10 protein-coding genes are annotated in these 12,968 nt (G+C 57.4%); 6 read left to right on the forward strand and 4 right to left on the reverse strand.

All coding sequences use genetic code 11. From position 1 onward, the window contains the following. Nucleotides 1-48 precede the first annotated feature (48 nt). Nucleotides 49-333 (forward strand): pyrimidine/purine nucleoside phosphorylase, encoded by a 285-nt coding sequence (gene ppnP / locus K2184_RS19935; RefSeq protein WP_004099395.1) that lies wholly within the window; start codon nucleotides 49-51, stop codon nucleotides 331-333. Between the two features lie 42 nt (nucleotides 334-375). Here the strand turns inward: ppnP and rdgC are convergent, their stop codons facing one another. Continuing rightward, the gene (gene rdgC / locus K2184_RS19940) at nucleotides 376-1,287 is read right to left on the reverse strand and encodes a recombination-associated protein RdgC (RefSeq protein ID WP_004099396.1); all 912 of its coding nucleotides are present in this window, start codon (nucleotides 1,285-1,287) and stop codon (nucleotides 376-378) included. Nucleotides 1,288-1,377: 90 nt separating this feature from the next. Between rdgC and mak the strand changes: the two genes are divergently transcribed. Beyond that, nucleotides 1,378-2,283: a fructokinase gene (mak, locus tag K2184_RS19945; RefSeq protein WP_064370479.1), complete on the forward strand. Its 906-nt coding sequence runs from the start codon at nucleotides 1,378-1,380 to the stop codon at nucleotides 2,281-2,283. A gap of 48 nt (nucleotides 2,284-2,331) precedes the next feature. Here the strand turns inward: mak and K2184_RS19950 are convergent, their stop codons facing one another. The 3 genes from K2184_RS19950 to sbcD all read right to left on the reverse strand — a co-directional run bounded on the left by K2184_RS19950 (nucleotide 2,332) and on the right by sbcD (nucleotide 7,315). Next, nucleotides 2,332-2,694, reverse strand: a complete 363-nt coding sequence (locus K2184_RS19950; RefSeq protein ID WP_004099398.1) for a hypothetical protein — start codon at nucleotides 2,692-2,694, stop codon at nucleotides 2,332-2,334. A gap of 287 nt (nucleotides 2,695-2,981) precedes the next feature. Then, nucleotides 2,982-6,116, reverse strand: coding sequence for an exonuclease subunit SbcC (gene sbcC, locus K2184_RS19955; protein ID WP_163525688.1), 3,135 nt, complete (start codon nucleotides 6,114-6,116; stop codon nucleotides 2,982-2,984). After that, a complete protein-coding gene (gene sbcD / locus K2184_RS19960; protein WP_017146527.1) occupies nucleotides 6,113-7,315 on the reverse strand; it encodes an exonuclease subunit SbcD in 1,203 nt (400 codons plus the stop codon). Before sbcD ends, sbcC begins: the two co-directional genes overlap by 4 nt. A 304-nt stretch (nucleotides 7,316-7,619) precedes the next feature. On the opposite strand from sbcD, the gene phoB reads away from it, so the two are divergent. From phoB to proY, 4 genes are all read left to right on the forward strand, one after another. Next, a complete protein-coding gene (gene phoB / locus K2184_RS19965; RefSeq protein WP_004099401.1) occupies nucleotides 7,620-8,309 on the forward strand; it encodes a phosphate response regulator transcription factor PhoB in 690 nt (229 codons plus the stop codon). A 21-nt stretch (nucleotides 8,310-8,330) separates the two neighbouring features. Then, complete coding sequence (gene phoR / locus K2184_RS19970) at nucleotides 8,331-9,620, forward strand: phosphate regulon sensor histidine kinase PhoR (protein ID WP_023329353.1); 1,290 nt, start codon at nucleotides 8,331-8,333, stop codon at nucleotides 9,618-9,620. A gap of 418 nt (nucleotides 9,621-10,038) precedes the next feature. After that, on the forward strand, nucleotides 10,039-11,358 hold the full coding sequence (gene brnQ, locus K2184_RS19975) for a branched-chain amino acid transporter carrier protein BrnQ (RefSeq protein WP_004099403.1): 1,320 nt from the start codon (nucleotides 10,039-10,041) through the stop codon (nucleotides 11,356-11,358). A 123-nt stretch (nucleotides 11,359-11,481) separates the two neighbouring features. Then, nucleotides 11,482-12,852 (forward strand): proline-specific permease ProY, encoded by a 1,371-nt coding sequence (gene proY, locus K2184_RS19980; RefSeq protein ID WP_163525687.1) that lies wholly within the window; start codon nucleotides 11,482-11,484, stop codon nucleotides 12,850-12,852. Nucleotides 12,853-12,968: the final 116 nt, after the last annotated feature.

A 12,968-nucleotide genomic window follows, 5' to 3' on the forward strand; every position in this document is an offset into this window, starting at 1 on the left:
AGCGCCCCCTATATTGTGCCTTCAACACAAGATCATAAGGGCGAGTTTATGCTTCAAAGCAATGAATACTTTGACGGAAAAGTAAAATCCATTGGCTTCACCAGCAGCAGCACCGGTCGTGCGAGCGTGGGCGTGATGGCGGAAGGGGAATACACCTTCGGGACCGCGCAGCCGGAAGAGATGACCGTAGTCAGCGGCGCGCTGAACGTTCTTCTGCCGGGTGAAACCGAGTGGAAAGTCTATGCTGCCGGGGAAGTATTCAACGTTCCGGGGAATAGCGAGTTTAATTTGCAGGTGGCTGAGCCGACCTCTTATCTGTGCCGCTATCTGTAATGTTCGTTTCCTTCCTGCGCAGGCAGGAAGGAATTTACCCGATTAGCGCTGCGCTTCGCCGCCTAACCCTTCTACCAGATTCTGAATCAGCGCGGCCAGTTCGCCGGTCATCAGAATAAAGTCCGCGTCAAAGCGCTGAGCGAAATCTTCCCGGTCGATATCTTCATTCTGGTCCCGCAGCTCGTCGCAGAACTTCAGACGTTTAATCGAACCATCATCGCACATTAAGAACTGAATGCGCTGCTGCCAGTCGAGCGCCAGCTTGGTCACCACCTTACCAGCCTCAATGTGCACAGCGATCTCATCGCTGACCAGATCCTGTTTTTTCGCGCGGATCACGCCGCCATCTTCCAGCATCGCTTTCAGCTCGGCTTCATCCAGCAGCTGGAAGCCCTGAGCCACGGTACCGGAACGCACCCACTCGGTCAGCGTCAGTTCGATCGGGGTTTCCAGCGCCAGCGGAACAACCGGCAGCGAGCCCAGGGTTTTACGCAGCAGCGCCAGCGTATCTTCCGCTTTTTTGGCGCTGGCGCAGTCCACCATGATCAACCCGTTGACGGTATCGATCCACATCATGGTCTGGCTGAAGCGGCTAAAGGCGCGCGGCAGCAGGGAATGAAGCACTTCATCCTTCAGCGAATCTTTTTCCGTTTTTTTCAGCTTACGGCCCTGTTCGGCTTCCAGCTTGAAGATCTTTGCTTCCAGCGCCTGTTTGATCACCGGAGACGGCAGGATCTTCTCTTCTTTACGCGCGCAGATAACTATCTGGCCATTTGCCGTATGGGTCAGCGCATCACTGTGCGAGCCCATCGGCGGAACCCAACCGGTTTTGGCCATATCCTGGCTGCCGCAAGGGGTAAATGTCAGCTCGGCCAGCTGTTTTTCCATCTCCTCGGCGCGCAGGGAAATGTCGCGGCTGAGACGATAAACCATTAAATTTTTGAACCACAGCATGATAATTTCCACGGCTTTGTCGTTAAATCCAGCGGGCATGATAGCGAATTGTCGCTATGCTTGCATTGTTAATCGGGAGAGGAATTCACAGTGCGCATTGGGATTGATTTAGGCGGGACCAAAACGGAAGTCATCGCGCTGAGCGACCAGGGAGAGCAGCTATTTCGCCACCGCCTGCCTACGCCAGGGGGTGATTATCGCCAGACGATAGAGACGATAGCCTCGCTGGTCGAGATGGCCGAGCAGGCTACCGGGCAGAGCGGCACGGTCGGCGTCGGCATCCCCGGTTCGATTTCGCCTTATACCGGCGTAGTTAAAAATGCCAACTCAACGTGGCTCAACGGCCAGCCGTTTGATAAAGACCTTAGCCAGCGTCTGCAACGTGAAGTGCGTCTGGCCAACGATGCCAACTGCCTCGCGGTGTCGGAAGCGGTCGACGGCGCGGCGGCCGGGGCGCAAACGGTATTTGCAGTCATCATTGGCACCGGCTGCGGTTCAGGCGTGGCGCTTAACGGACGCGCCCATATTGGCGGCAACGGCACGGCGGGCGAGTGGGGACACAATCCGCTGCCGTGGATGGATGAGGATGAACTGCGCTATCGCGCTGAAGTACCGTGCTACTGCGGTAAACAGGGCTGTATCGAAACCTTTATTTCCGGCACCGGCTTTGCGACCGATTACCAGCGCCTGAGCGGTCAGCGGCTACAGGGCAGCGAGATTATGCAGCGCGTCGGCGAGCGGGACCCGGTAGCGGAACTGGCGCTAAGCCGCTATGAGATGCGGCTGGCGAAGTCGTTGGCTCACGTGGTCAACATTCTCGATCCGGACGTCATTGTGCTTGGCGGGGGAATGAGCAACGTTGATCGTCTCTATCAAACGGTGCCGAATCTGCTAAAACCGTGGGTATTCGGCGGTGAATGCGAGACCCCGATTCGCCGGGCGGTGCACGGGGACTCCAGCGGCGTGCGCGGCGCGGCCTGGCTGTGGCCGCTGTAATCTTCAACCCGCTGCGCGGCCTGAACGGTGCAGCGGGTACCCTGCGGATTATCGGTCCGGGATCTCCTCCAGGCTGTAATAAATCGACAGCCCCCTTTTTTTGCCTTCCTCAATATCCAGATCCGCGCCGCGAGATTCGCCCGGCAGGCGCAGAATAGCGTCACAGCGGCTAATTAAGCGGTGAGCGACGGGGTAGAGATATTCCTCGCTAATCGCATCGCCAATTTCCGTGGAGCCCGCGGCTTTGGCAATGGGGAGAGCCAGCCATTCGCCGACCACGGGGATATGTCCTTTCTGATAAACGCGTAGCGCAACCTGGGCCATATTGTTCAGGTTAGCGTCGATTAGTTCCGCGCGATTGTGAGTGCCGCTGCGTACCGGGCCGGCAATCAAAATTAGTAAATTTTTCATGGTTAAGACCTTCTTAATGGGCCAGAGGGGATGGGACGATGCTGCCGGAGGCCGCAGTTCGCCCGTCAGAAAAGTTATTGATGCACGTTTTTGCACGAAATGATGCGATGACGATAATAAACGCGTTTTCATGCATGAATTAGCCTGATTTTCATCATTAAAGCAATTTAAGTGAACTTATCATGCGTGTTCGTGCGATATCAAGATGTATCGTGAATTTCTGACCCGGACAACGGAGCGACCTCTCCCGTGGGAGAGGTCTTGAAGGCAGGTGCGGAGGGAGAACATTACTCGACGGCGAAGGTTTTATCCAGGCGGCTATAGCCCAGCCCGTTGATCTTTTTAACTTTAATTTGCACCGGAATGCGCTCTTTCATCGCCTCGACGTGGCTGATGACGCCGATAACCTTGCCGCTGGCGTTGAGCGCGTCCAGCGCATCCAGCGCGGTATCGAGGGTTTCGCTATCCAGCGTGCCGAAGCCCTCATCAAGAAACAACGAGTCTATCCGCGTCTTATGGCTCACCAGGTCGGAGAGCGCCAGCGCCAGCGCGAGGCTTACGAGGAAACTCTCGCCGCCGGAGAGGGTCCGGGTGTCGCGCACCGCGTCCGCTTGCCAGGTGTCGACCACTTCAAGCTCCAGGGCATCGCTGGCTTTACGTTGCAGCAGATAGCGACCGTGCAGGCGATTAAGCTGGTGGTTGGCCAGCCACACCAGATTATCCAGCGTCAGGCCCTGGGCAAATTTACGGAATTTATCGCCCTCCCTGGAGCCGATAAGCGAGTTCAGCCATCCCCAGTCTTCCACTTCCTGCGCGGTGCGCTCCATCTGCTGGCGTAAAGCGTGCTGACGCTGCTGGTTTTCTGCATTCTGTTTCAGCTGCTGGCGAATCTCTCCCAGACGGGCGCTGTTTTCCCGCAGCAGCGTCGTTAGCTGCTGAAGCTGTTCCTGCACCTGCTCAAGAGACTGGCTGAAGTCCATTTCCGCCGGCGGCTGCCGGCTGTGGTTATCGAGCGCTTCGCGAGCCCGCAGCGCCAGCGCCTGATTCTGCTGTAGCCTGCTCTCCAGCGTCTGTTTCAGGTTTTCGAGACGCTGGCGCGTTTCCTCATCAAGCAGCGCGGCGAGAAATGCCTGCCGGTCCGCGAAGGGGCTGGCGGCCAGCGCTGCGCTGAACTGCGCTTCGCTCTCTTTCAGCTGAGCCTGCTGCTGGCTCTCCTGCTGCCCCAGAGTTTGCCACTGGCTCTGGAGCGCGAGGCAGTCATCGTGTACCTGACGCCAGCCGTCGAGCGGTGCGGGTTCTGCTGCTAAGTCCGTTTCTGGTAAGGTCTCCAGAAGCGGGGTCAGCTGCTGGAGCTGTTCCTGCAGGGCGAGCAGTTCATTCTGTTTGGCCTGCCAGTTGCGGGTCTCTTCTTCCCGCTGCGCCAGCCAGCTCGCGGTCTGCTCTGCAGCCGGTAGGCTCAGGCTAAAGGCGCTCAGTTCGGCCGCCAGCGCGGCGCTGCGCTGCTCTTGTTCCTGCTGTAGCTGCTGAAGCTGCTGCTGGCACTCCAGCTGCTGAGCCTGCCAGGCCAGACGCTGCTGATGCTGATAGAGCCGCTGTTCATGCTCCTGCTGCGCATTTATCCAGCCCGGAATATCATCCTTTGGCGTCAGGTCGATATTTAATCCGCCGATCGTCTCCTGCCAGCGTGATGTAAGCGCTTGCTCCTGCTGCAGAAGCGATGCTTTCTCAGCCGCCTCTTTTTGCTGATGCTTAATCAGGGCGTCCAGCTCGCCGCGCACCAGGGCGCCAGCCTCCGCCAGCTGTTTAACTTCGCGCTCCAGCGCATCGCGCCGCGCCTGATTAACGCCGGGAACCAGCGCCTGATATTCGGCGACGGCCGGATGCTGCGCGGAACCGCAGAGCGGACAAGGGGTACCGGGCTGCAGGCGAGCACGCTCGGCCTCAAGACCGGCAATGCGCGCTTCCATTTCGCACAGGGCTTTCACATCGCTCAGCTGCTGATTCTTCTCTTTATAAGCCTGACGGCGCTGAGCCAGCATCGCTTCCAGTTTTTCCTGCTCCTGCTTTGTGGCCTGCCCGGCGGCGTTGAGCTGCATCAGGCGCTGGCCCAGAGGCTGAAGTTGACTATGTAGCGCTGAGAGCTGCTGGCGCAGGGCGCGAGCAGCGGCGTGCTGCGCCAGCCCGGCGCTGACCTGTTCGGCGTCCAGCGTGAGCCCGGCGGGCGGCAGGTCTGCCAGTCTGCGACGGGTTTCCGCCAGACGTTGCTGCAGGGCGGCTTGCTGCTGGGTATCGCGAGTCTGCTGCTGGAAAGCCGCCCGCCAGCCCGCCAGCGCATTGCCCCACCGCTGAAAACGGTCATGCTCTTTTAGCCATGCGGAGAGCGTTTGCTGGTGGCTCTGCAGGCGTTCAGACTGCTGGCGGGCAGCGAGGCGAATCCCCGCTCGCCGCCGCAGCCTTTCATGTAAGCGAGTATTTACTTCTTCTCTCAGGCGACGGGTTTGCGCCAGCGCGGTGGTTTGTTCCTGCTGACGCGTCCACTGTGGACGTAAGTGCTCTGCAGGCTGGGCATTCAGCAGCACGGTCAGCTGCGGCTGCGCCTGCTCCAGCGCAGATTGGGCTTCGCGTAGCGCGCTCTGCGCCTGCAGATCTTCTGCTGTCAGCTCTGCGCGGCGTACCAGCCACTGACGGGCATTTTGCAGACGGCTTTGTTCGCTAACCTTCTGTTTTTCTTCATCAGTAAGCGCTTGCAAACTTTGCTGTAGCGCCAGCTGCTGGTCGTCGCTTAGCAGCAGGACGCCGGAAGCCTGAGCCTGGATTTTCTCCAGCTCGACGCGGGCCTGCTTATGCTTTTCAAAGACCTGCGCGGAAATCTGGCCGTAAATTTCGGTACCGGTCAGCTCTTCCAGCAGCTCGGCGCGCTCTTTCGGTTTAGCATTCAGGAAGGCGGCGAACTGCCCCTGCGATAGCAGCATCGAGCGGGTGAAGCGGCCATAGTCCAGGCCGGTGAGCGAGGCGGTCATTTCCAGCTTGTCTTTGATCTTATCGGCGAGGATTTTGCCATCCTCGCAGCGCGCCAGCTCGACGCGCGGCACCTGCAGGTTGCCGTCCGGCTGGTTTCGCGCCCGGTTCTGACTCCAGAAGGCGCGATAGGCGATGCCTTTGACTTCGAACTCCACTTCCGCCAGACATTCGGCGGTGTCGCGAGTCATCAGATCGTTTTGTGATTGCGACACGCTGCTCAGGCGCGGGGTTTCGTGATAGAGCGCGAGGCAGATAGCATCCAGCAGCGTGGTTTTTCCGGCGCCGGTCGGCCCGGTAATCGCGAACAGACCGTTGCTGGCGAACGGCTCAGCGGTGAAATCAATTTTCCATTCACCTTTCAGTGAATTGAGGTTTTTCAGGCGTAAGCTGAGTATTTTCACAGGCGATCCTCACCGTTCAGGCTATGCAGCGTTTCATTAAAAAGCTGTTCCAGGCGCTGCTGCTGCGCGGCTTCCAGCGTTTCCAGCGCCAGACGGCGGGCGAAGACATCCTCCACCTGCAGTTCGCTGAGGGTCTCTCGCTGAGCGCCGGCCAGAATGCGGTTGCGCTGGGCGCGACTGCGGCGCACCAGCAGGACTTCCACCGGCAGCGTTTCGGTCTGCGCCTGAATTTTACGCTGGATATCATGCATATATTCGTCGCTGGTGATTTCGATATCCAGCCACACTGCGGGCTGCAGGGCGCTATCCTGCCACTGGTTTAGCTGCTCGCTAATGCTGGCGAAATCGCCCTTTAGCACCGCCAGCGGCTGGGTGACGGGAACGATAAGCGGCGTGACATCCGCCAGACGCCCGTGGGTAAAAGTGACCAGATTGACGCTTTTATTTTTCCCTGTTTCATCAAAGCTCAGCGGGATGGGGGAGCCGCTGTAGCGGATATGCTCGCAGCCGCCCACCACCTGCGCACGGTGAATATGGCCGAGCGCAATATAGTCGGCAGGCGGAAAACGGCTCGCCGGAAAGGCGTCCAGCGTACCGATATAGATTTCGCGCACCGCGTCGCTTTTGCTGGCGCCGACGGTGGTTAAATGGCCGCTGGCGATAATCGGTAGCGCCCGGTCGCCGCGCAGTTCGCAGGCCTGCTGGTACTGCTGCTGGTAATAGTCGCTGATGGCGCTCAGGAGCTGCTGCTGCTTTTCGCCGCTGGAGTGCCCGGCCTGGCTGGTTACCAGTTCACGCGGGCGCAGGAACGGCACCGGGCAAAAAATCGCCCCCGGCGAACCGTCGCGCAGCGGCAGAATAAAGGGGGCGTGGCCGGCATTGGCCACGACCGTGGTTTTCAGGAACGCAAGAATGTCTCGCGACTCGTTGAGGGTGGCGACCGAATCATGGTTGCCCGCCAGCACCACCAGCCGACAGCCGGTTTGCTGCAGCTGAACGACAAACCGGTTATACAGCTCGCGCGCGTAGCTCGGCGGGGAGCCGGTATCAAAAATATCGCCCGCGACAATAATGGCATCGACGTCATGTTCCTGCGCGCTGGCCAGCAGCCAGTCTAGAAACGCCTGATGTTCGGCGGCGCGACTTTTGCTGTAAAAATTTTGCCCAAGATGCCAGTCAGAGGTATGAAGGATGCGCATAGTTGTTCCATAGCGTAAAAGCGAAAGCGGCATTATATACCCGTCATACTTCAAGTTGCTTATGTGTTGGCTACCCGCGCCCACCCAGTCGCATCGTTATCTCTTTTTTGGGACTTACGCCCTTGCTGCCTTTAAGCAAGCCGAATTATTACGGGGATAACACTGCTCTCAGGCGCGATAAGTCCGCGTCACAATTCGAAATCCGCGTTCATCCGGCGGTCATTTTTTTCATAAATCTGTCATAAATCTGACGCATAATGGCCGCGCACTTCTATACTGATGGCTAAAAAATACAGGGTAAATAATGGCGAGAAGAATTCTGGTCGTTGAAGATGAAGCTCCAATCCGCGAGATGGTTTGCTTTGTTCTGGAGCAAAACGGCTTTCAGCCCGTCGAGGCGGAAGATTTTGACAGCGCGGTTAATCAGCTCAATGAACCCTGGCCGGATTTGATCCTCCTCGACTGGATGCTGCCGGGTGGGTCGGGTCTGCAGTTTATTAAACAGCTCAAGCGTGAAGCGATGACCCGCGATATTCCCGTGGTGATGCTTACCGCCCGCGGCGAAGAGGAAGATCGCGTCCGCGGTCTGGAGACCGGCGCCGATGACTACATCACTAAGCCGTTTTCCCCGAAAGAGCTGGTGGCGCGAATTAAAGCCGTGATGCGGCGCATTTCGCCGATGGCGGTGGAAGAGGTGATTGAAATGCAGGGGCTGAGCCTGGACCCCTCTTCGCATCGGGTCATGACCGGTGAAAATCCGCTGGATATGGGGCCGACGGAGTTTAAATTATTACACTTCTTTATGACCCACCCGGAACGGGTTTATAGCCGCGAACAGCTGCTGAATCACGTCTGGGGAACCAACGTTTATGTCGAAGACAGAACGGTAGACGTGCATATTCGCCGTCTGCGCAAAGCGCTGGAACATAGCGGCCATGACCGGATGGTACAAACGGTTCGCGGTACGGGATATCGTTTCTCCGCCCGATTCTGAATGTTGACAGGAGTGTGAACCGTGCTGGAACGGCTGTCATGGAAAAGGCTGGCGCTTGAGCTTTTCTTGTGTTGTATCCCGGCCCTGATCCTCGGGGCGTTTTTAGGTCATCTGCCGTGGTTTTTATTGGCGGCAGTGACCGGTCTTCTTATCTGGCATTTCTGGAATCTGATGCGCCTGTCATGGTGGCTGTGGGTTGACCGCAGCATGACGCCTCCGCCGGGTAGCGGCAGCTGGGAGCCGCTGCTGTACGGACTGCATCAAATGCAGATGCGTAATAAAAAGCGTCGCCGTGAGCTGGGCAACCTGATTAAGCGCTTTCGCAGCGGGGCGGAGTCTCTGCCGGATGCGGTAGTGCTGACCACCGAAGAAGGCGCGATGTTCTGGTGTAACGGCCTGGCGCAGCAGATCCTGAATCTGCGCTGGCCTGACGATAACGGGCAGAACATCCTTAACCTCTTGCGCTATCCTGAATTTGCCAATTACCTGAAATACAGGGATTTTTCTAAACCGCTCAACCTGGTGCTGAATAACGGCCGCCATCTGGAGATTCGCGTGATGCCCTACAGCGATAAACAGCTGCTGATGGTTGCGCGCGATGTTACGCAGATGCACCAGCTGGAAGGGGCGCGGAGAAACTTTTTCGCTAACGTCAGCCATGAGCTGCGTACGCCGCTGACGGTGCTGCAGGGGTATCTGGAGATGATGCAGGAGCAGGTGCTGGAAGGGGGGACGCGCGAAAAAGCGTTGCACACCATGCGCGAGCAAACTCAGCGAATGGAAGGCCTGGTGAAACAATTGCTGACGCTGTCGCGAATCGAAGCCGCGCCGGTTCTGGCGATGAACGATAAAATCGATGTGCCGATGATGCTGCGGGTCGTTGAGCGCGAAGCGCAAACGCTAAGCCAGCAGAAGCATGCGCTGCATTTTTCGGTTGATGAATCGCTGAAAGTGCTGGGTAATGAAGAACAGTTGCGCAGCGCGATTTCCAACCTGGTGTATAACGCGATCAATCATACGCCGCCGGGAACGGATATTACCGTAAGCTGGCAGCGAGCGCCGCACGGGGCAATGTTCAGCGTCGAAGATAACGGGCCGGGCATCGCGCCGGAACATATTCCGCGCCTGACCGAGCGTTTCTATCGGGTGGATAAAGCGCGCTCGAGACAGACCGGCGGCAGCGGTCTGGGGCTGGCGATTGTCAAACATGCGGTCAGCCATCACGATAGCCGCCTCGAAATTGAGAGTACGCTGGGTAAAGGCACCCGCTTTAGCTTCCTGCTACCGGAACGTTTAATTGCCAAAAATTGAACGCCTGCATGTGGGTGTCAGCATAACTTGCCAATGACCAGCTTCGGCTGGTCATTTTCGTTTGCAGTAAAATCGAAGTTGAGTAATTAACGAACGTTAGCTGCTTTTTTGTTCGCATGATAAGCCAGATGTTTTCCATCCATCAGGTAAATAATTCTACACATTAAAATAGAGTCAGCATAATCATCTGCTTTTGCGATCCCTCCTTGCTTTAAAACGTTATAAGCGTTTAAATTGCCCCCCTACGGTCGCAGACAGACTGTTTTTGCGTGGTAATTCAAAAAACAATTCTTTTCCACGCCGCTTTGGGAGCATATCCCGCTGAGTTTACTGACAATGGCCGCTGTATCATCCCCAGGGGAAAGGCGCGGTATTTATCCGTTTTTACAACACCACATCCACAGGCTGTAATGAATTTATGACCCATCAGTTAAAATCTCGCGACATCATTGCGTTGGGCTTTATGACCTTCGCGCTGTTCGTCGGCGCAGGCAATATTATCTTTCCTCCGATGGTTGGCTTACAGGCCGGCGAACACGTCTGGACCGCGGCTATTGGCTTTCTGATTACCGCCGTGGGTCTGCCGGTGCTAACGGTTGTGGCGCTGGCGAAAGTCGGCGGCGGCGTAGAGAGCCTGAGCACGCCGATTGGTAAAGTTGCCGGTATCCTGCTGGCGGTGGTCTGCTACCTTGCCGTTGGGCCGCTGTTTGCGACTCCGCGTACCGCCACCGTCTCTTTTGAAGTGGGGATTGCTCCGCTGACCGGCGACGGCCCGCTGCCGCTGCTGATTTACAGCGTTATCTATTTTGCCCTGGTGATCCTCGTTTCGCTCTATCCGGGCAAGCTGCTGGACACCGTCGGGAATTTCCTCGCGCCGTTGAAAATCATCGCTCTGATTATTCTCGCCGTTGCGGCGATCGTCTGGCCAGCCGGTCCGCTGAGCCACGCGATGGAAGCCTACCGTACCGCGCCATTCTCCAACGGCTTCGTCAACGGCTATCTGACCATGGACACCCTTGGGGCGATGGTCTTTGGGATCGTGATTGTCAACGCGGCGCGTTCTCGCGGCGTGACCGAAGCCCGCCTGCTGACCCGTTACACCGTCTGGGCTGGCCTGATGGCCGGCGTGGGCCTGACGCTGCTGTATCTGGCGTTGTTCCGTTTAGGTTCCGATAGCGGTACGCTGGTGGAGCAGTCCGCTAACGGCGCGGCGATTCTGCACGCTTATGTCCAGCACACCTTCGGCGGCGCGGGGAGCTTCCTGCTGGCAGCGCTGATCTTCATCGCTTGCCTGGTGACGGCGGTAGGCCTGACCTGCGCCTGTGCGGAGTTTTTTGCCCAGTATCTGCCGTTCTCCTATCGTACGCTGGTCTTTATCCTTGGCCTGTTTTCGATGGCGGTTTCCAACCTTGGCCTGAGCCACCTGATTCAGATTTCGATTCCGGTGCTGACGGCTATCTATCCGCCGTGTATCGCACTCGTGGTATTAAGCTTTACCCGTAGTTGGTGGCATAATTCGTCCCGCGTTATTGCCCCGGCAATGTTTATCAGCCTGATGTTTGGTATCATTGACGGCATTAAAGCGTCGGCGTTTGCAGAGATTTTGCCATCCTGGACCGCGCGCCTGCCGCTGGCGGAGCAAGGGCTGGCGTGGCTGATGCCAACCGCCGTGATGGTGATTCTGGCCGTTATCTGGGATCGCGCAGCAGGGCGTCAGGTGGCCTCCAGCGCGCACTAACCGACGCTTTACACAGGTGTTTAACCACGGGACTTCAGGTCCCGTGGTTTTTTGTTTTTTTGGTCATCCTCCCCGGTGCTTTGCCCCCGCGAAGGCCAGAGGAGAAAAACGGCATGGAACACGATGGAAAGTAGTAACAAGCTTAAGCGCGGGCTAAGTACCCGGCATATTCGTTTTATGGCGCTGGGGTCGGCAATCGGTACCGGCCTTTTCTATGGTTCGGCTGACGCGATTAAAATGGCGGGGCCGAGCGTTCTGTTGGCTTATATTATCGGCGGCGTCGCGGCCTACATTATTATGCGCGCGCTGGGCGAAATGTCGGTACACAACCCGGCCGCCAGTTCGTTCTCGCGCTATGCCCAGGATTACCTTGGCCCGCTGGCGGGCTATATCACCGGCTGGACCTACTGTTTTGAAATCCTGATTGTCGCCATAGCCGACGTCACGGCCTTCGGCATCTATATGGGGGTCTGGTTCCCGGCGGTGCCGCACTGGATCTGGGTACTCAGCGTGGTGCTGATTATCTGCGCCGTCAACCTGATGAGCGTCAAGGTCTTCGGCGAGCTGGAGTTTTGGTTCTCCTTCTTCAAAGTCGCCACTATTATCATCATGATCCTCGCCGGTTTCGGCATCATTATCTGGGGGATCGGCAACGGCGGGCAGCCGACGGGTATCCACAACCTGTGGAGCAACGGCGGCTTCTTCAGCAACGGCTGGCTGGGGATGGTGATGTCGCTGCAGATGGTGATGTTCGCCTACGGTGGGATTGAAATCATCGGCATCACCGCCGGTGAAGCGAAAGATCCGGAGAAATCCATTCCGCGCGCCATTAACTCGGTGCCGATGCGTATCCTCGTGTTTTACGTCGGTACGCTATTCGTGATTATGTCTATCTATCCGTGGAACCAGGTCGGAACCAACGGCAGTCCTTTCGTTCTGACCTTCCAGCATCTGGGTATTACCTTTGCCGCCAGCGTCCTGAACTTTGTGGTGCTGACCGCTTCGCTGTCGGCGATTAATTCCGATGTCTTTGGCGTGGGGCGTATGCTGCACGGTATGGCGGAGCAGGGCAGCGCACCGAAGATGTTTACCAAAACGTCCCGTCGCGGGGTGCCGTGGGTAACCGTGATGGTAATGACTATCGCGCTGCTGTTCGCCGTTTACCTTAACTACATTATGCCGGAGAACGTCTTTCTGGTGATCGCCTCCCTGGCGACATTCGCCACCGTCTGGGTGTGGATTATGATCCTGCTGTCGCAGATCGCCTTCCGTCGCCGTCTGCCGCCGGAAGAGGCGAAGGCGCTGAAGTTTAAGGTGCCAGGTGGAGTAACGACCACGGTGATTGGCCTGCTATTCCTGGTCTTTATTATCGGTCTGATTGGCTACCATCCTGACACGCGCATCTCGCTGTACGTGGGCTTTGCGTGGATTATTCTGTTACTGATTGGCTGGCAGTTTAAAACTCGCCGCGAGCGTAAGCTGGCGAAAGCCTAGTCCTTTTCGTTCTCTTCTTGCCGGATACGCACGGGCTATCCGGCAAGCCGTTCCTCCACCCCCGCCATCCTCCCCCAATAATTCTGCCGACGATGAGTCATACGCCAGTACGCTAT

Origin of the sequence: Klebsiella sp. K5-306 (assembly GCF_051835185.1) — a bacterium.
Taxonomy (GTDB): domain Bacteria; phylum Pseudomonadota; class Gammaproteobacteria; order Enterobacterales; family Enterobacteriaceae; genus Klebsiella; species Klebsiella oxytoca.

What these genes read in the sequence shown, in the direction of transcription:
- proY (WP_163525687.1), top strand. Translation starts at nt 11,482, where the DNA reads ATGGAAAGTAGTAACAAGCTTAAGCGCGGGCTAAGTACCCGGCATATT.
- phoB (WP_004099401.1), top strand. Translation starts at nt 7,620, where the DNA reads ATGGCGAGAAGAATTCTGGTCGTTGAAGATGAAGCTCCAATCCGCGAG.
- rdgC (WP_004099396.1), bottom strand. Translation starts at nt 1,287, where the DNA reads ATGCTGTGGTTCAAAAATTTAATGGTTTATCGTCTCAGCCGCGACATT.
- sbcD (WP_017146527.1), bottom strand. Translation starts at nt 7,315, where the DNA reads ATGCGCATCCTTCATACCTCTGACTGGCATCTTGGGCAAAATTTTTAC.
- brnQ (WP_004099403.1), top strand. Translation starts at nt 10,039, where the DNA reads ATGACCCATCAGTTAAAATCTCGCGACATCATTGCGTTGGGCTTTATG.
- ppnP (WP_004099395.1), top strand. Translation starts at nt 49, where the DNA reads ATGCTTCAAAGCAATGAATACTTTGACGGAAAAGTAAAATCCATTGGC.
- K2184_RS19950 (WP_004099398.1), bottom strand. Translation starts at nt 2,694, where the DNA reads ATGAAAAATTTACTAATTTTGATTGCCGGCCCGGTACGCAGCGGCACT.